General features: G+C 47.8%; 15 protein-coding genes. 14 read left to right on the top strand and 1 reads right to left on the bottom strand.

Going from position 1 to position 16,869, the window contains the following annotated elements; all coding sequences use genetic code 11:
- The first annotated feature begins 4 nt into the window (after positions 1-4).
- The 12 genes from KJS28_RS02380 (at position 5) to KJS28_RS02320 (ending at position 11,566) form a co-directional block, all read left to right on the top strand.
- Positions 5-1,537, top strand: coding sequence for a hypothetical protein (locus KJS28_RS02380; protein ID WP_213541583.1), 1,533 nt, complete (start codon positions 5-7; stop codon positions 1,535-1,537).
- 22 nt (positions 1,538-1,559) lie between these two features.
- On the top strand, positions 1,560-3,068 hold the full coding sequence (locus KJS28_RS02375) for a Y-family DNA polymerase (RefSeq protein ID WP_213541582.1): 1,509 nt from the start codon (positions 1,560-1,562) through the stop codon (positions 3,066-3,068).
- A complete protein-coding gene (locus KJS28_RS02370) occupies positions 3,065-3,487 on the top strand; it encodes a YolD-like family protein (RefSeq protein ID WP_213541581.1) in 423 nt (140 codons plus the stop codon). Before KJS28_RS02375 ends, KJS28_RS02370 begins: the two co-directional genes overlap by 4 nt.
- 101 nt (positions 3,488-3,588) lie before the next feature.
- A complete protein-coding gene (locus KJS28_RS02365; RefSeq protein ID WP_407701751.1) occupies positions 3,589-4,245 on the top strand; it encodes a vWA domain-containing protein in 657 nt (218 codons plus the stop codon).
- Positions 4,245-4,904, top strand: coding sequence for an SIMPL domain-containing protein (locus KJS28_RS02360; RefSeq protein ID WP_213541579.1), 660 nt, complete (start codon positions 4,245-4,247; stop codon positions 4,902-4,904). Before KJS28_RS02365 ends, KJS28_RS02360 begins: the two co-directional genes overlap by 1 nt.
- 236 nt (positions 4,905-5,140) lie before the next feature.
- A complete protein-coding gene (locus KJS28_RS02355; protein WP_005934759.1) occupies positions 5,141-5,470 on the top strand; it encodes a plasmid mobilization protein in 330 nt (109 codons plus the stop codon).
- Complete coding sequence (locus KJS28_RS02350; protein WP_213541578.1) at positions 5,431-6,795, top strand: relaxase/mobilization nuclease domain-containing protein; 1,365 nt, start codon at positions 5,431-5,433, stop codon at positions 6,793-6,795. Before KJS28_RS02355 ends, KJS28_RS02350 begins: the two co-directional genes overlap by 40 nt.
- 149 nt (positions 6,796-6,944) lie before the next feature.
- Positions 6,945-7,184 (top strand): helix-turn-helix domain-containing protein, encoded by a 240-nt coding sequence (locus KJS28_RS02345; RefSeq protein ID WP_008982943.1) that lies wholly within the window; start codon positions 6,945-6,947, stop codon positions 7,182-7,184.
- A 69-nt stretch (positions 7,185-7,253) separates the two neighbouring features.
- The gene (locus KJS28_RS02340; RefSeq protein WP_118564759.1) at positions 7,254-8,756 is read left to right on the top strand and encodes a class I SAM-dependent DNA methyltransferase; all 1,503 of its coding nucleotides are present in this window, start codon (positions 7,254-7,256) and stop codon (positions 8,754-8,756) included.
- Entirely contained in the window at positions 8,746-9,918 is a 1,173-nt protein-coding gene (locus KJS28_RS12415) for a restriction endonuclease subunit S (RefSeq protein WP_228298421.1), read from the top strand. Before KJS28_RS02340 ends, KJS28_RS12415 begins: the two co-directional genes overlap by 11 nt.
- A 108-nt stretch (positions 9,919-10,026) precedes the next feature.
- Positions 10,027-11,010 (top strand): site-specific tyrosine recombinase/integron integrase, encoded by a 984-nt coding sequence (gene xerA, locus KJS28_RS02325; protein WP_118564838.1) that lies wholly within the window; start codon positions 10,027-10,029, stop codon positions 11,008-11,010.
- A gap of 13 nt (positions 11,011-11,023) precedes the next feature.
- Entirely contained in the window at positions 11,024-11,566 is a 543-nt protein-coding gene (locus KJS28_RS02320) for a restriction endonuclease subunit S (RefSeq protein WP_213541577.1), read from the top strand.
- On the opposite strand, the gene KJS28_RS02315 is transcribed toward KJS28_RS02320, so the two are convergent.
- Positions 11,563-12,285, bottom strand: coding sequence for a restriction endonuclease subunit S domain-containing protein (locus tag KJS28_RS02315; RefSeq protein ID WP_213541576.1), 723 nt, complete (start codon positions 12,283-12,285; stop codon positions 11,563-11,565). The genes KJS28_RS02320 and KJS28_RS02315 overlap by 4 nt on opposite strands.
- Between KJS28_RS02315 and KJS28_RS02310 the strand changes: the two genes are divergently transcribed.
- Together KJS28_RS02310 and KJS28_RS02305 are read left to right on the top strand one after the other, a co-directional pair.
- A complete protein-coding gene (locus KJS28_RS02310) occupies positions 12,250-13,752 on the top strand; it encodes a hypothetical protein (RefSeq protein WP_213541575.1) in 1,503 nt (500 codons plus the stop codon). The two genes, KJS28_RS02315 and KJS28_RS02310, sit on opposite strands and share 36 nt — an antisense overlap.
- Positions 13,753-13,768: 16 nt before the next feature.
- The gene (locus KJS28_RS02305; RefSeq protein WP_213541574.1) at positions 13,769-16,858 is read left to right on the top strand and encodes a type I restriction endonuclease subunit R; all 3,090 of its coding nucleotides are present in this window, start codon (positions 13,769-13,771) and stop codon (positions 16,856-16,858) included.
- Positions 16,859-16,869: the final 11 nt, after the last annotated feature.

Raw genomic sequence — 16,869 nt, 5'->3', positions numbered from 1 at the left:
GTCTATGGATAAAGTGTTTCAGAAATTTTTGCGAAGTGGTATTGACCTTTCGCCCGTAGGGGTGGAGCGTCGTGAAGATAACAACCCATACTTTTGCACGCCAAAAGGTGCATCTATTTTTGGCTGGGCGGGTGTGGACGGCATCCACTTCTGCTTTGTTCGAGACTTTGGCGGTATGGTATTTTCCGTCAGTCCCATGAACTCGGCTCCGGATTTTGTTCATCCGCTGGCAAACGATTTTGAAGACTTTCTGAGGTTGCTCCTTGCTTGCAGTGATTCGGCAGCGCTGGAACAGGCGTGGATGTGGGATAAAGCCCAGTTTGAAGCCTTTTTGCAGGACAACCCTCCAACGCAGGATCAGCAAAGAACGCTATCAGAGCTTGCTGAGAAAATGAAATTGACGCCTATGGAACAGCCGTGGGTATACATCAAAAAGCTGCAAGCATCTTTTGATTATAGTAAGATCAAGTACACCGAGGACTATTATGATGTTGATATGAACCCAGAAGCAGAACCGACCATGCCTGAGTGGAAGGTCTACTTTGAGGGAAACTTCTGGGGACATTCGGGAAAAGACCATGCCGGAACGGAAATCCGGTTGAATAAGCAATTTGACTGGGCGAGGCATCATTGGGTTATTCCTGCGGCGTATTCTTGCAGCAAGGGACTCGTCATGGACTTTTGTATGCGTACCCCGGAAGAAGACATTCGCAAGTTCATAACTAAATGGGATTTACACCCCGAAAACGACTCCTGCGAATACTTCACGCAGGAGCAGCAAATGCAGATAGATTTAGACAATCCACTTTGCCTTGACTTTATTCCTCGTTTGGAATTGAACGGGAAAACAATGCTGACCTCCCACGGCTGTTCCGTGGTCTTTAATCCATGTTTGCCAGACGGGGTGATCAATGAAGCGGAAGCAAAGTGGGCATTGGAACACTATGATTTGGATACATCCTATGGATGGATGATTTTTCGGGCAACTTTTCCGTGGACAAGCAAACGCCGTCCTGAAATAAAAGCCCTCTCCCTTACAATGGAGCAGCAGTCGTGTCGTGTCCCGGGACCACATTTCAAGGCACACGCTCCCGGTGATTCGTTTTCTTTCCTCCATCCGGTCAGTGGAAAAAAATACACATTGACTGTACAGGAATTAGAGCAGCAGACAATTTCCGAAAAGCGTTACGGTTCTGACCGCTGGTTTTATCCTACGCATTTTACTGCTATGAGCTATACACTTTCTCCTGAACCTGACAGCGATGTTACGATCTGTGATTGCGCTGAGGGGGACAAGCCTTTGGAAATTGCGCCATGCTCTGACCGCTATGCACCAGAGGCACGAAACGATATTGCTTGTATCGGCATTATCGGCGGAGCGGACGGTCCAATCGCAATCGTGTGTGGAGACAGCTCAAAAGAAAAACTTCATGCAGTTTGTTCCTCTCTACACTTTGAACCGGTGGAGGGTGATATTGAATGGCGTATCGTATTCAACATTAAAAGCTCCAATGAAATGTCATTAGGGCTGATCTAAGAAGAAAGCGGAGGCAAAGAAGGTGAAACAACACACTTACATCGCAATCGACCTGAAATCCTTCTACGCCTCCGTGGAGTGCCGGGAGCGCGGCTTAGATCCTCTGGACACAAACCTTGTTGTTGCGGATGAAAGCCGTACCGATAAGACCATCTGCCTTGCCGTCACGCCCTCCCTCAAGAGCTACGGTATCTCCGGACGCGGGCGGCTGTTTGAAGTCAAGCAGCGTGTGAAGGAAGCAAATGCCGGACGGCAGCACGATGCGCCGGGACACAGGCTGGACGGTACATCACACTTCTTCTCGGAGCTGCAAGCAGACCCTTCTCTGGCGATTGACTTCATCATCGCGCCGCCTCGGATGGCGTACTACATGGAATACAGCACCCGCATCTATCAGGTTTATCTCAAGTATATTGCCCCGGAAGATATTGTGGTCTACTCCATCGACGAGGTGTTCATGGACGTGACGGACTACCTGAACACCTACAAACTCTCCGCCCATGATCTCGCCATGAAGATCATCCTCGATGTGCTTGAAACAACCGGCATCACAGCAACCGCAGGAATCGGCACGAATCTTTTCCTCTGCAAAGTGGCAATGGATATTGTGGCGAAGCACATCCCCGCCGACAAAAACGGCGTCCGCATTGCAGAGCTGGATGAGACGAAGTTCCGGCGTGAGCTTTGGTCTCATCAGCCCCTCACGGACTTCTGGCGCGTGGGTCGGGGCATTGCCAAGAAACTTGAGCAGAACGGGATGTTCACCATGGGCGATGTTGCCCTTTGTTCAGAGCGGAACGAGGACTTGCTTTATAAGCTGTTCGGCAAGAATGCGGAACTACTCATTGACCATGCGTGGGGCTGGGAGCCTACGACCATTAAAGCAATCAAGGCGTACCGTCCCAGCTCCAACAGCCTCAGCTCCGGTCAGGTATTGCACTGCCCATACGAGCCGGAGAAAGCAAGGCTGGTTGTCCGGGAAATGACAGACTTGCTTGTGCTGGACTTGGTGGACAAGGGACTTGTCACCGATCAGATGGTTCTCACGGTTGGCTACGACATTGAGAACCTGACCGATCCGGCACGACGGGCAAAGTATCACGGTGCGGTGGAGAAAGACCTCTACGGTCGGGAGATTCCCAAACAGGCGCACGGGTCTATCAACCTCGACGGTCACACATCATCTACCCGCAAAATAATGTGTGCTGTGTCAGAACTGTTTGACCGGATCGTGGACAAGAATCTGCTTGTCCGCCGTATGTATGTTGTAGCAAATCATGTCCTGCCGGAAGCGGACGCGCCGAAGAAAAATGACGGTGCTGTCCAGCTTGACCTCTTTACCGACTATGCCGCCGAAGAGGAAAAACAGAAAGCCGAAGATGCCGCTTTGGAGCGTGAGCGGAAGATACAAGCCGCCACGCTTGCCATCAAGAAGAAGTATGGAAAGAACGCCATCCTCAAGGCAATGAATCTTGAAGAAGGTGCAACCGCGAAAGACCGCAATGCGCAGATTGGAGGGCATAAGGCGTGAACGGAAAATACGACGAGATCATGGGACTTCCTCACCACGTTTCCAAAACGCGACCACAAATGCCGATGTCAGATCGTGCAGCGCAGTTTGCGCCCTTTGCCGCCCTCACCGGCTATGATTCTGCAATCAAGGAAACCGGACGTCTGACCGACGAAAGGATTGAGCTTGATGAGGGAGCCTTGACCGCTTTGAACATGAGGTATCAGCTTCTCATGGATGCCCTTGATGAAGAGCCGGAGGTTGAAATAACCTACTTCAAACCTGATGAGCGCAAAGCTGGCGGTGCGTATGTAACTGCAACCGGCGCAGTCATAAAGGTTAATGACTTTGAGCGCCTGATTACCATGCAGGACGGCACGAAGATTCCGATGGATGACATCCTAAGCATTGACGGAGAGCTGTTCTTTTCTTTAGAATAATGTCGCTTGCCATGCGACCAAATGAAGTGAATACCGAAGTACAATATGACTGTAAGGTGAGACACCAAGCAGTCATATTTTTATATACGGAGGTACAAAACATGAGAAAGAACTTGACGGAGATCGTATTCATCCTTGATCGCAGCGGCTCTATGAGCGGACTGGAAACAGACACCATCGGAGGATTCAACTCCATGATTGAAAAGCAGAAAAAAGAGAATGGCGAGGCATTGATCTCTACCGTTCTCTTTGACAACGTGAGCGAGGTTATCCATGACCGTGTGCCGGTTCAGAAGGTGGATCCGATGACCGACAGAGACTATTCCGTTCGCGGCTGCACCGCGCTTCTGGATGCTATCGGCGGAGCGATTCATCACATTGGGAATGTCCATAAGTACGCAAGAAAAGAGGATGTCCCTGAACACACACTGTTCGTCATCACAACGGATGGCATGGAGAATGCAAGCCGCCGTTATGACAGCGAGAAGGTCAAGAAGATGATTGAGCGACAGAAGGGAAAGTACGGCTGGGAGTTTCTTTTCCTCGGTGCAAACATTGATGCAGTTGAGACGGCAAAGCATTTTGGAATTGGAGCAGATCGAGCGGTCAATTACCACTCTGACCGCGAGGGAACGCAACTCAACTATGAAGTTCTGAGCGAAGCGGTTTCCGCTGTCCGATGCAGCGCACCGCTGGGTACGAATTGGAAAAAACGTATTGATGAGGACTACAATTCCAGAAAGGACGGGAGAAAGTAATGAGAATAATCACCGTAAAAGGGACAGGCAATGTCTCCGCAAGACCGGATTACATCATCCTATCCCTGAACATTGAAGTCTTATCTGAAACCTATGACCGCGCAATGTCGGAAGCTGCCGAGAGAATCGAAAGACTGCAAGGTGCCGCAGTCCGCGTTGGGTTTCGCAAGGAAGACCTGAAAACCACGAGCTTTGATGTCCAGACAAGGTACGAGAATGTCAAGGATCGGCAAGGAAATTACAAGCGGGAGTTTGCCGGATATGCTTGCAGCTATCGCTTGAAACTTGCCTTTGACTTTGACAGCAAGCAGCTTGCAAAGGTCATTTCTGCGATTGCGGATTGTGGGGCGCAACCAGAACTCAGCATTGCGTTCACCGTGAAAAACCCGGCAAGAGTCAGCGAAGAGCTGCTGATCAATGCGACGGAGAACGCCAGAGCAAAGGCGGAGATTCTTTGCAAAGCATCAAACAGTACGCTTGGGCAGTTGCTCAACATCGACTACAACTGGGGCGAACTCAATGTGTATTCCAGAACGAGCTACGAGGTCGAAGACTGCATTCAGCCTCTCATGGCGATGAGCAAGTGCGCCGCACCTGAGATTGAGCCGGTTGATATTGATGTGACAGACACAGTGGCTTTCACATGGGAAATCCAATGATTTTTTGACTTTTTTGAAATCCGGTACTCAACAAACGCCCTTTTTGTGTCCGTTGTAAAGTGAAGGGACATTTCACGGAGGAATCTTCGGGGAATACGATTTTGGGAGATTAGCAAGCAAATCCGGTGAGTACCCACCGGAGAAAAATCAATTAAGGAGATCCTGCCCTTAACATCAGATTTTTGCTTGTTGGGATAGTCCCAAACCCTTCTAATCTTTACGACGGAGGGCGCAGCATGGTACGAAGAACACGAGACATTCAGAAGAAGATTTGGCTGACACCACAGGAAGAACGGACGATTGCAAAGAAGATGGAGATGATCGGCACGGAGAACTTCGGTGCGTATGCAAGGAAGATGCTGATCGACGGCTACATCATCGTTGTGGACTACACAGAGCAGAAAAAGCTCGCCGCCGAAATCAACAAGATCGGCGTGAACATCAATACCGTCTGCCGCAGGATCAACTCGACGGGACGATTCTATCAGGACGATATTGACGAGCTGAAAGAAAAGATGGACGCGGTATGGCAGTTACTAAAATCAAAGCAATCCGAGGAACTTTGAGCAAGGCAATCGCGTACATTCTGAATCCCGAAAAGACCGATGAGAAGCTGCTGGTCTCGTCCTACGGCTGTGCCAGCGAGACCGCAGCGCGGGAATTTGAGTGGACGCGGAAAATAGCCGAGCAAAAAGGGATGAATCCGGTCAGGATCATAGCTCGTCATGTGATCCAGTCCTTTGAAATTGGAGAGGTCACACCGGAGCTTGCCCACGAGATCGGCAAGCAGTTTGCAGACGAAATCCTCGGAGGAAAATATGAGTATGTGCTGACCACTCACATTGACAAAGACCATGTTCATAACCATCTGATTTTCAATGCGGTTGACTTTGTGGACTACCACGCATACAAGAGCTACAAGCGGATTTACTATGATATGCGCGAGGTCAGCGACCGGCTCTGTAAGGAAAACGGTCTCTCTGTTATCCCTCCCTCTCAGAACAAAGGCATGGGCTACAAGGAGTACACCGAAGCCAAACGCGGCACGAGCTGGAAGCAGAAACTCAAGCAGACCATCGACCGGCTTGTCATTACAGCGAAGGATTACGATGATTTTCTGCGGCTCATGCAGGAAGCTGGTTATGAAATCAAGACCGGCAAATATATCTCCTTTCGCGCTGAAGGACAGGAGCGGTTTACCCGGTCTAAAACCATCGGAGAGAACTACACCGAGGAACGCATCAAGGAGCGGATTGCCGGACGGACGCCGCGCAGAAACCGGAGGCAGACTGTGCCGAAGGGCATCTCTCTCATCGGAGATATTCAGGAGCGGATCAGACTTATCGACAGCAAGGGCTATGAGTATAAAGCCAAGCTCACGATCCTCAAGGAAGCGGCACGGACACTCAACTATCTCACGGAAAACAACTTGCTCCAATACGCCGATCTTGAGAAGAAGGTCGAGGATGTTCACAGCTCCTATGACCGTACCGGCAAGGAACTGAAAGGCGTTGAAGCACGTCTGCGGGAAATCCAGCCGCTTATCAAAAACATCTCCAACTACCAGCGGCTCAAGCCTGTATATGACGCCTTCCAGAAGGCAAAAGACAAGCCGGGTTTCAAAGCAAAGCACGAAGCCGAGCTTGTGATCTTTGAGGCAGCGAGAAGCACATTACTTGCCATGCAGGGCGATGAAAAACTGCCGAGCATGAAGACACTGCAAGCGGAACAGCAGCGACTTCTTGAAGAGCAGCAGCGGCTCTATGATGAACGTGCGAAGCTCAAAAAAGAAGTAAAGCAAATAGAGACGATCAAGTCTAATGTTGATACGTTTCTCGCTCCTTCTGTTGACCATGACCGTGATCATCTGCGCAGCACACAGCGCGAATAATCTCTTCAAAAGCAGGGCATCTTCTGTTGACCGGAGATGCCCTGCATCCTTGAGAGAAGGTTCGAGAAGTTGAAACTTTTTCTTTAATTTCTGCATCAACGGATTGCTTTTGAGAATGAAATCCGGTATAATATTAGAAACGATGTTGAATGCAAGCAAGCGAAAGGATGGTTGCCGTGCGCATAAGCTATAAGAAACTATGGATGCTTCTTCTGGAACGCGACATAAAGAGGGCTTCTCTACGACATGAGGTAGGGCTGTCTGCCGGAACATGGACAAAACTGAATAAGGGGGAAGAAGTGTCCCTCTCTATTTTGCTGCGCATTTGTGATTACTTGAACTGTGACATCGGAGATATATGTGAGGCTGTGCGAACGGACAAGAACTGAGTCCGGTTTTTCGTACAGCTCTTTTTGTAGAATAGTAAGTGTGAAACTATAACTTTGGAGGTTGCTGAAATGGCTGAGAATAACACAAGCAATATCGGCTTTGAAAAACAAATCTGGGACGCGGCTTGCGTTCTGCGCGGAAACATCGACGCATCCGAATACAAGTCCGTCGTCCTCGGATTGATTTTCTTGAAATACATTTCTGATCGCTTCGAGGCAAAGTACAAGGAACTGGTTGAAGAAGGCGATGGATTTGAAGAAGACCAGGACGAATACACTGCCGAAAACATCTTCTTTGTCCCTGAGAATGCACGATGGAGCGCGATTGCTGCTGCCGCTCACACGCCGGAAATTGGCACGGTGATTGATGATGCAATGCGCAGTATTGAGAAAGAAAACAAGCGTCTCAAAGATATTCTTCCTAAGAACTTCGCCCGTCCAGAGCTGGACAAGCGGCGTCTTGGTGAAGTGGTTGATCTCTTCACCAATATTCAGATGATCGAGCATGGAAACAGCAAGGACATTCTTGGTCGCACATACGAATATTGCCTCTCCAAGTTTGCCGAGCAAGAAGGCAAACTTGCTGGTGAGTTCTATACTCCCTCTTGTGTTGTGCGTACCCTTGTTGAGGTGTTGCAGCCGTTTAATGGACGTGTTTATGACCCGTGCTGCGGCTCTGGCGGTATGTTTGTTCAGTCCGCAAAGTTCATCGAGAATCACGGCGGCAACATCAACAAGATTTCCGTTTTTGGTCAGGACTCCAACCCGACCACATGGAAGATGGCGCAGATGAATCTTGCCATTCGCGGTATTGAAGCCGACCTCGGCAAGTTTAATGCGGACACGTTCTTTAACGATTGCCACCCTCAGCTCAAGGCAGACTTCATTATGGCAAATCCGCCCTTCAATCTCTCCGGCTGGGGTGCAGATAAACTCGTTGATGATGTCCGTTGGCAGTATGGTACGCCTCCTGCTGGCAACGCCAACTTTGCATGGTTGCAGCACATGATCTGGCATCTCGCCCCGAATGGACGTATCGGTATGGTGCTTGCAAATGGTTCGCTTTCCTCGCAGTCCGGCGGTGAAGGCGAAATCCGCAAAAACATTATTAACGCTGACCTTGTAGACTGTATCGTCGCAATGCCGACGCAGTTATTCTACACGACGCAGATTCCGGTATCACTTTGGTTCCTTGCAAAGAACAAGAAGCAGAAGGGCAAGACGCTATTCATCGACGCACGGAAGCTCGGCACTATGGTTACGCGGAAGCTGCGTGAGCTGACGGATGAAGACATCAAGAAAATCGCTGACACCTACAACGCCTTTGTTGAAGGAACACTTGAAGATGAAAAGGGCTTCTGTGCGGTTGTTACTACGCAGGACATTGCAAAGCAGGATTACATTCTCACTCCGGGACGCTATGTTGGCATTGAGGAACAGGAAGATGACGGTGAGCCGTTTGAAGAGAAAATGGGACGCCTGACTTCTGAACTGTCTGAGCTTTTCACTAAGTCTCATGAACTTGAAGCTCAGATCAAAGAACGACTGGGGGCGATTGGATATGACATCTGAGTGGCATGAGGTACCGTTAAGAGAGCTGGTTGGGTATATTTCCAAAGGAATTGCTCCTTCGTATGCAGAAGAAGCATCCGAGACAACCATTAGAGTTCTCAATCAAAAGTGCAATCGGAATTTCCGAATAAGCTATGGAGATTCAAGGTTGCATGATACCCTGAAAAAGAAAGTCCCTCCTGAACGATATGTCAAACCTGATGATATTCTGATCAATTCGACAGGCGCGGGAACTGCTGGGAGAATTGCGCAAATTGAAGATGTTCCATCCGCAACTACAATAGACGGACACATGATCCTTATCCGTTCAAACGGAAAGGTAACGCAGAAGTTCCTTGGTTATGCTCTTAAAGCGCACCAATGGGAAGTCTTGCAGTTGGATGAAGGCTCTACGGGACAAACTGAACTAAACCGTGACCGCCTGTTAGATGAAATTATGATCAACTACCCCGTTTCATTTGATGAGCAGAACGCCATCGTAGGCACACTTGAATCTATTGATAGGAAGTTGATTGTAAACGAACAGCTAAACGATAATTTACATCAGCAAGCAGCAACACTTTTCAAAGCATTGTTCGTAGACCTCACACCGTTTGACGGGACAATGCCGCCTAATTGGACTATAAGCACGCTTGGCGATGCTACTGAAATGGGCGCTGGCGGCGATAAACCGAAGGAATCTTCTCCGGTTAAAACACCTTTGTGTCCATATCCCATTTACTCGAATGGTATAAATGACTACGGCTTGTACGGTTACACCAACGATCCGAAGATCAAAGTTGAAAGTGTTACGGTTTCTGCCAGAGGTACGATTGGTTATGTATGCTTGAGACATACCCCCTATGTTCCGATTGTTCGTTTGGTAACGCTGATTCCTGACACAAAGGTGCTTAGCGCGAAATATCTGTATTTATATTTACGCCAGCTTCACATAACCGGAACTGGTACAACTCAGCAACAATTAACGGTTCCTGATTTCCGCAAAACTGAGATCATCATTCCTGACAAAAACACAATGGACTCTTTTACGGAAACTGTCACTCCACTTTTTGAGCAAATCTGGGCAAACGAAGACGAGAATACCAAACTTGCCGAAGTGCGTGACGCGCTATTGCCGAAACTCATGTCCGGCGAGATTGATGTTTCTGACATCCAGCTCTAAGCCGCTAAATTATCGTTTACCGTCTGAATAACTCTCACCAGTGGCGAGAGTTTTACAAAAGGGACTGCCACTGAATGTCGTTCTCTTACCTCGAAAGGAGACACGACAATGACAGAACAACTCATCACGGAGATACAGCGAAAAATGCTGCCATATCTCAATAACGAACAGCTCATGCACCTTCGGGATGCAATGGCTGAGACATTGGAAGGGGCAACGATCACCTATGATAGTGGCTCAATTCCAGCAGAAGAAACAGATGCAGTCGAAGCATTTATCACGGCAAAACGGATCGAAGGCTGCTCAGAGAAAACCCTGAGCTACTACCGGAAGACGATTGAATCTCTGATTGCCGGAGTCGGAAAGGCTGTGCAACAGGTCACCACAGATGATTTGCGCCGCTATCTAACCAACTATCAGGTTCAGCGAAGGTCGAGTAAAGTGACCATAGACAACATCCGCCGGATCCTGTCCAGTTTCTTCTCTTGGCTTGAGGATGAGGACTTCATCGTGAAAAGTCCGGTGCGACGGATTCATAAGGTGAAAACCGCAAAGGTTGTTAAGGACACCTACACCGATGAAGCGTTGGAGCTGATGCGCGACAACTGTACAACGGCGCGTGATTTGGCTATGGTTGATCTTCTGGCTTCGTCCGGAATGCGTGTTGGAGAACTGGTCACGCTAAACCGCGAAGACATCAACTTCAACGAACGCGAATGCGTGGTTATCGGCAAGGGCAATAAAGAACGATTGGTCTACTTCGATGCAAGGACGAAGATCCACCTTCAAAACTATCTTGAGGGGCGAACAGATGAAAACCCAGCTTTGTTTGTTTCCCTGAAAGCTCCCTTTGACCGATTGATGATTGGCGGAGTGGAGACACGCCTTCGGGAGCTGGGAAAGCGTCTGAATATCCCGAAGGTTCACCCTCACAAGTTCAGGCGTACACTGGCTACAACTGCCATAGACAAAGGAATGCCCATAGAGCAAGTCCAGCAGCTCTTAGGGCATCAGAAAATCGACACCACCATGCACTATGCAATGGTGAAACAACAGAATGTGAAGCTGGCACATAGAAAATACATCGGATAGGATGGTGTACCGCATGACAGAATGGATTGAGTGTACTCTTGATAAATTAGGAGAAATAGTTGGTGGGGCAACCCCATCTACAAAATGTGAAGACTACTACGGAGGCAGTATTCCGTGGATAACGCCCAAAGACCTATCTTCTTTCAAAGGAAGATACATAACCAGCGGGGAAAGAAATATAACCGAAAAGGGACTTGCGTCATGTTCTGCACAAATGATGCCGAAAGATGCTGTTCTCTTCACATCACGCGCTCCCATTGGTTACGTCGCAATCGCTTCTCAAAGTGTTTGTACCAATCAGGGATTCAAGAGTATTGTCGTAAATGAAAAAGCTGATCCGCTATTTGTTTACTACCTTTTGAAGTACAACAAGGACGCTATCGAAGCGATGGGAAGCGGAACCACCTTTAAGGAAGTATCAGGAAAAACGATGAGGGCTGTTAAGGTACGCATTCCCTTAGATGTCAGCTACCAAAACCGAATTGCTGCTGTGCTGGATAGCCTTGATACCAAAATTGAAAACAACGAAAGGATAAACGATAATTTAGAGGCTTAGAGATGAACAGAAGAGACATCAATCTCGCCGGACATCAGCTTGGGTAAAAGACTATCCCGAAGTCGTTTGAGCTTGTCGTTTTCAATGGCGTTAATCCGCATTTGAGCGTACATCGGTGAAACGAGAGACTGAAACTCTGCCAGCTCGTCCTCCGAAGGAAGAATTAACTCATAAGAGAGCGTGTCCGACGGTGTTGTTCTTTGTCTACTGCCCGTTGAGCCAGTAACATGACTACACATAAAGTCGGAAAAGGAGCCGCTGTCTATGACTGAGTACAGGAAATCCGTAATAGATTGATCCTTTGCTTTATAGACGATGAACTCCGTAGAGCATACTGCATTCCCGGTCAGACAATACGGCTTCCAAACACGCTTCGTTGTTGGGTTGAGTTTTGAGATCATGAAGCACGAGGCATCAATGATGAATTTATTGCTCTTGATGGATGTGGATAGCTCAAAGACCGGAAACCTCGCCTCATCAAAAGCTGGAATGCTATAATGCTCAAGCAGTATCTCAGGCTCTTTCAGTGGGTTGAAACTCTTATTTGAGATCGTCGCAACCTCTCCAAGAGTTACAATACGCCAGTCGGAAGGCAAATCATTAGGCGAAACAGTCTCAAAACGCTCATGATATATTGCTTGCGCTTGCTGCTCTAAATTATCGTTTACGTTAGGAGGGATGAGATGAAATACTGCTTTTACTACGATGAGTCTGAGCATAGCAGGGTCATCAATCTCTCAACCGTTACTGGTGAGACATATTATGATGGTTTTCTGGCAGCTATTATCGGGTGGCGCAGCGATCACGAAACAGCTTTTGAACAGCGTTATCATGCTTTTGAAGAAAAATACGCTGATAGGAAGAAAAAAGGAGAGCTGAAAAGCGGAACGATAAAGCCGAAGCAGTTAGTTCATGGATTTGCCTCTCTCAACGAAGCAAATGTAAAGCTGCTTGGAGCTTTCTTCTCCATCTTTGATGAGAACAGCTATATCTATCTGTTCTGTGCAAGCAAAATCGAATACGTTATCACCCAGATTTTCAAAGGCTATCGCAATAGCGTCTTCTTTGATATGGACGCTGCACGCTACTCAATAGTCAAAGCGATAGTTACATACCGACCCAGAGAGGTAATTGAAAGCCTGTATAAAAGCCCAGCAGAGTTTGTAGCTGCGTTAATGACATTCTTGACGAACCGGATTAGGCGCAACAAAAAAAACCGCGAATTGAAGGCGCAGGAAAACACGGCATTTGAAGCCGTCCTTTATGTACTGAATAACGTCGATGTTCCGCAGTCCCTCGCTTGGGACTACCATTCGCAGTTCGTCGGGTTTGGAAATTTCCTGAGCAGCAAGGGCATTCTTGATTATTCAGTCTTGCTTGACAAGGAAGGTGAAGCAGGAGCCGAAAGCAAAACTCTCATTGCCGCGAAAGAAGCCAGTTTGAAGAATTGCGAAGAGGCAGACTCGATAGACCACTTTGGAATTAGAATGGCTGATATGCTGGTAGGAATTATCGGCAAACTGATGAAATCGCTATACCATTCCTTGACACCGACGCAGGACAGTCCCCGCATTGCGAAGACTCTTCTTAGCAAAGAATGGTTCAGACTAACCGATGGGCAGTTACAGCTATACAAGCAGCTTTATCATATCGTGTTCGAGATCAACAATGATTGGTATAAGGTCTATGCCGGTAATTATTCAGATGACCTTGTAAGCTTTTTGGGACTGCTGGATTTCATGAATCTTTTCAATTCAGCTAAAGACATCGAACAAGACTTTGATATGCAACCGGAGTATTGTAATAGCTGCATCTGCCAAAGACTTGAAACCCATTTTGAGCAGATGAAAAACAAGCTGCCTGTTGAGCCGGTGAAAGATCAAGAAAAGGATTTTTTTAGGAATCGACGCGGCGCAAAAGTTTATCACGATGTAGACAGACAACCCATTCTGGAACTCACCAAAGGAAAAAACGCCTTTGTAGTTCTTTCTGTCGGTATTGCAAAGGGCGGCATCCCATTAGTCACTGTTGAGGCATCACCTGAAAATCTATGTTATAGGCTGCCTGTACAGATGAACGAATGGGCAATGACGCTGGTTTCAATGGCAAATACAGGAGAAGATTTATTTCCTGCTGAGGTAATCTTCACAAAAGCTGAAAACCGCATCTATGCGGATATTATATAGAGGGAGTTGAGTACAAATGTCGGGCTATTTTACCGAATCAAATTATGAGAATGCCGTCTTGCAGCTTCTCAATGAGGATCTTGGATATACCTATGTCTATGGACCAGATGTGGAGCGCGATTATCACTCTCCGCTTTATGAGGATGTCCTGCTGCCCTCTTTGCAGCGAATCAACAAAAACTTGCCAATGGATGCTCTGACGGAGGCAATCTATAAGCTCAAGAACTTTGAAACCGGAACGCTTTTGCAGAAGAACATGGTCTTTATGGACTACCTCCAAAACGGAGTCCCGGTAAAATACTATGACAAGGGTGAAGAACGCTCTACCCTTGTTTACCTTGTAGACTTCAAAAATCCTGCCAGTAACGAGTTCACAGTTGCGAATCAATGGACTTTCATTGAGAACTCCGAAAAAAGACCAGATGTGATTCTCTTTGTCAATGGTCTCCCACTCGTCATTGTGGAGTTGAAGTCTCCGTCCCGCGAAGAAACCGATGCTTCCGCAGCATACCGCCAGCTCCGGAACTATATGTATGAGATTCCCTCTATGTTCATTTATAATGCGGTATGTGTCATGAGCGACTTGACCACTTCAAAGGCTGGTACAATCACGTCCGGCGAAGACCGATTTATGGAGTGGAAAACAACAGACGGCAGCTATGAGAATACGCAACACGCATCATTTGACACATTCTTTGTAGGACTGTTTGAGAAGACCCGCTTCATTGACATCGTGAAAAACTTCATCTGCTTTAATGTGGATGGACAGAATACTTTCAAGATACTCGCCGGGTATCATCAGTATTTCGCAGTCAAAAAAGCGATTGAGTCTACAAAACACGCAACCGTGACGGACGGTAAGGGTGGCGTCTTCTGGCATACACAGGGCAGCGGAAAATCGTTGTCTATGGTCTTCTATGCTCATTATCTGCAAGAAGCGTTAGAAAGCCCCACTATCGTTGTCATTACCGACCGTAACGATCTGGACGACCAGCTTTACGGACAATTCGCCCGCTGCAAGGACTTCCTCCGGCAAACGCCGCAGCACGCTGAGAGCCGCAAGAATCTGAAAGAACTGCTTGCAAACAGACAGGCAAACGGCATAATCTTCACGACCATGCAGAAGTTTGAAGAAGGCAACGAAGCTCTTTCGGAACGCCGGAACATTATCGTGATGGCTGATGAAGCGCATCGCGGGCAATATGGTCTCAATGAGAAGGTTGTGGTCAAGCAGAAGGACAACGGCGAAGTCGAGGCGAAAACCGTTATCGGCACTGCCCGCATTATAAGAGACACGCTTCCTAATGCGACCTACATTGGATTCACCGGAACACCGATCTCCACAAAAGACCGCAGTACACGAGAGGTCTTCGGTGATTACATCGACATCTATGATATGACACAGGCAGTTGAAGACGGAGCTACAAGACCCGTCTATTACGAAAGCCGCGTTATTCACCTGAAACTCGACGAGAACACCCTCCATCTGATCGATAATGAGTATGACATTATGGCTGACAACGCCGATCCGTATGTCATTGAAAAGAGCAAAAAGGAACTTGGTCAGATGGAAGCAATCCTCGGTGCCGACCAGACGATCAACTCCTTGGTAAATGACATTCTTGATCATTACGAGAATTACCGCGAGAATATCCTGACCGGCAAGGCGATGATCGTTGCTTATTCGCGTCCCATAGCAATGAAGATTTATAAGCGCATTCTTGAGCTACGCCCGGCGTGGACGGAAAAGATTGCAGTGGTCATGACGCAAGGCAATAATGATCCAGAAGAATGGCGTGAGATTATCGGCAATAAAGCGCATAAGGACGATATGGCGCGGAAATTCAAAGACAATAACTCTCCGCTGAAAATCGCTATCGTCGTGGATATGTGGCTGACCGGCTTTGATGTTCCCTCCCTTGCTACGATGTATGTCTATAAGCCAATGGCTGGACACAACCTGATGCAAGCTATCGCCCGCGTCAATCGTGTCTTCAAAGATAAAGAAGGCGGTTTGGTTGTTGATTACGTCGGTATTGCGGCTGCACTGAAACAGGCAATGAACGACTATACTGCCAGAGACAAGAAGAACTATGGTGATACAGATGTAAGCAAGGCTGCATATCCGAAGTTCCTTGAAAAGCTCTCTATTTGTAGAGATTTGTTCCACGGATTCAGTTATGAGAAATTCATGACCGGAAGCGACCTCGACCGTGCAAAGCTTATCAGCGGCGGCGTGAACTTCATACTCGGCAAGAGTGTTGCAGAGTACGATCTTCCCGACAATGAGAAGACACAGAATGTGTTTATCAAAGAAGCGCTACTTCTCAAGCAGGCACTTTCGCTGTGCAGCAGCTTGGTAGACGAGCAAACTCGCATGGAGGCGGCTTTCTTCGAGTCCGTAAGAACAATGACCGTGCGCTTGGTTTCAGGCGGTACCGGAAAGAAGTTTACGCTTCCGGAAGTAAATGAGCGCATTAACGAGCTTTTGAAGCACAGCATCAAGAGCGAAGGCGTTATCAACCTCTTCTCCGATGTCCAGACTGAGTTTTCGTTGTTCGATCCGAAGTTCCTTGAAGAAGTGGCAAACATGAAGGAGAAGAATCTGGCAGTCGAACTTCTGAAAAAGCTGATTGCTGAACAAGTATCTGTTTATCGTCGTACAAACATTGTCAAATCCGAGAAGTTCTCCGAAATCATTCAGAGCGCAATGAACCGCTATTTGAACGGAATGCTGACCAACGAGGAAGTCATTCAAGAATTACTCAAGCTGGCGAAAGACATTGCCGCTGCTGCCGCCGAGGGTGAAAAACTCGGATTGACAGCGGACGAACTTGCTTTCTATGATGCTCTCACGAAGCCGCAAGCAATCAAGGACTTTTACGAGCATGACGAGCTTATTGCTATCACGAAAGAACTGACAGATTTGCTTCGCAAAAACCAGACAATAGACTGGCAAAAGAAAGAGAGCGCAAGAGCTGGAATGCGCCGCTTGGTCAAAAGGTTGCTGAAAAAACACAAATATCCGCCAGAGGGTATGGATGATGCTGTCCAGACTGTCATGAGCCAGTGTGAGATGTGGACGGACAATGTAATGACCGCGTAACTCCCCTACGA

It is taken from the genome of Vescimonas coprocola, from assembly GCF_018408575.1.
In the GTDB taxonomy this organism is placed as follows: Bacteria; Bacillota; Clostridia; order Oscillospirales; family Oscillospiraceae; genus Vescimonas; species Vescimonas coprocola.
Note: the sequence above shows the minus strand (reverse complement) of the source record. Positions and strands in the feature narration are given on the sequence as shown.

Bases quoted from the DNA above. Each gene is read 5' to 3' on its own strand.
- KJS28_RS02360 (WP_213541579.1), top strand. From the start codon at position 4,245: ATGAGAATAATCACCGTAAAAGGGACAGGCAATGTCTCCGCAAGACCG.
- KJS28_RS02315 (WP_213541576.1), bottom strand. From the start codon at position 12,285: ATGCTCAGACTCATCGTAGTAAAAGCAGTATTTCATCTCATCCCTCCT.
- KJS28_RS02340 (WP_118564759.1), top strand. From the start codon at position 7,254: ATGGCTGAGAATAACACAAGCAATATCGGCTTTGAAAAACAAATCTGG.
- KJS28_RS02310 (WP_213541575.1), top strand. From the start codon at position 12,250: ATGAAATACTGCTTTTACTACGATGAGTCTGAGCATAGCAGGGTCATC.
- KJS28_RS02365 (WP_407701751.1), top strand. From the start codon at position 3,589: ATGAGAAAGAACTTGACGGAGATCGTATTCATCCTTGATCGCAGCGGC.
- KJS28_RS12415 (WP_228298421.1), top strand. From the start codon at position 8,746: ATGACATCTGAGTGGCATGAGGTACCGTTAAGAGAGCTGGTTGGGTAT.
- KJS28_RS02345 (WP_008982943.1), top strand. From the start codon at position 6,945: ATGCAAGCAAGCGAAAGGATGGTTGCCGTGCGCATAAGCTATAAGAAA.
- KJS28_RS02350 (WP_213541578.1), top strand. From the start codon at position 5,431: ATGGCAGTTACTAAAATCAAAGCAATCCGAGGAACTTTGAGCAAGGCA.
- KJS28_RS02380 (WP_213541583.1), top strand. From the start codon at position 5: ATGGATAAAGTGTTTCAGAAATTTTTGCGAAGTGGTATTGACCTTTCG.
- KJS28_RS02305 (WP_213541574.1), top strand. From the start codon at position 13,769: ATGTCGGGCTATTTTACCGAATCAAATTATGAGAATGCCGTCTTGCAG.
- xerA (WP_118564838.1), top strand. From the start codon at position 10,027: ATGACAGAACAACTCATCACGGAGATACAGCGAAAAATGCTGCCATAT.
- KJS28_RS02320 (WP_213541577.1), top strand. From the start codon at position 11,024: ATGACAGAATGGATTGAGTGTACTCTTGATAAATTAGGAGAAATAGTT.
- KJS28_RS02355 (WP_005934759.1), top strand. From the start codon at position 5,141: ATGGTACGAAGAACACGAGACATTCAGAAGAAGATTTGGCTGACACCA.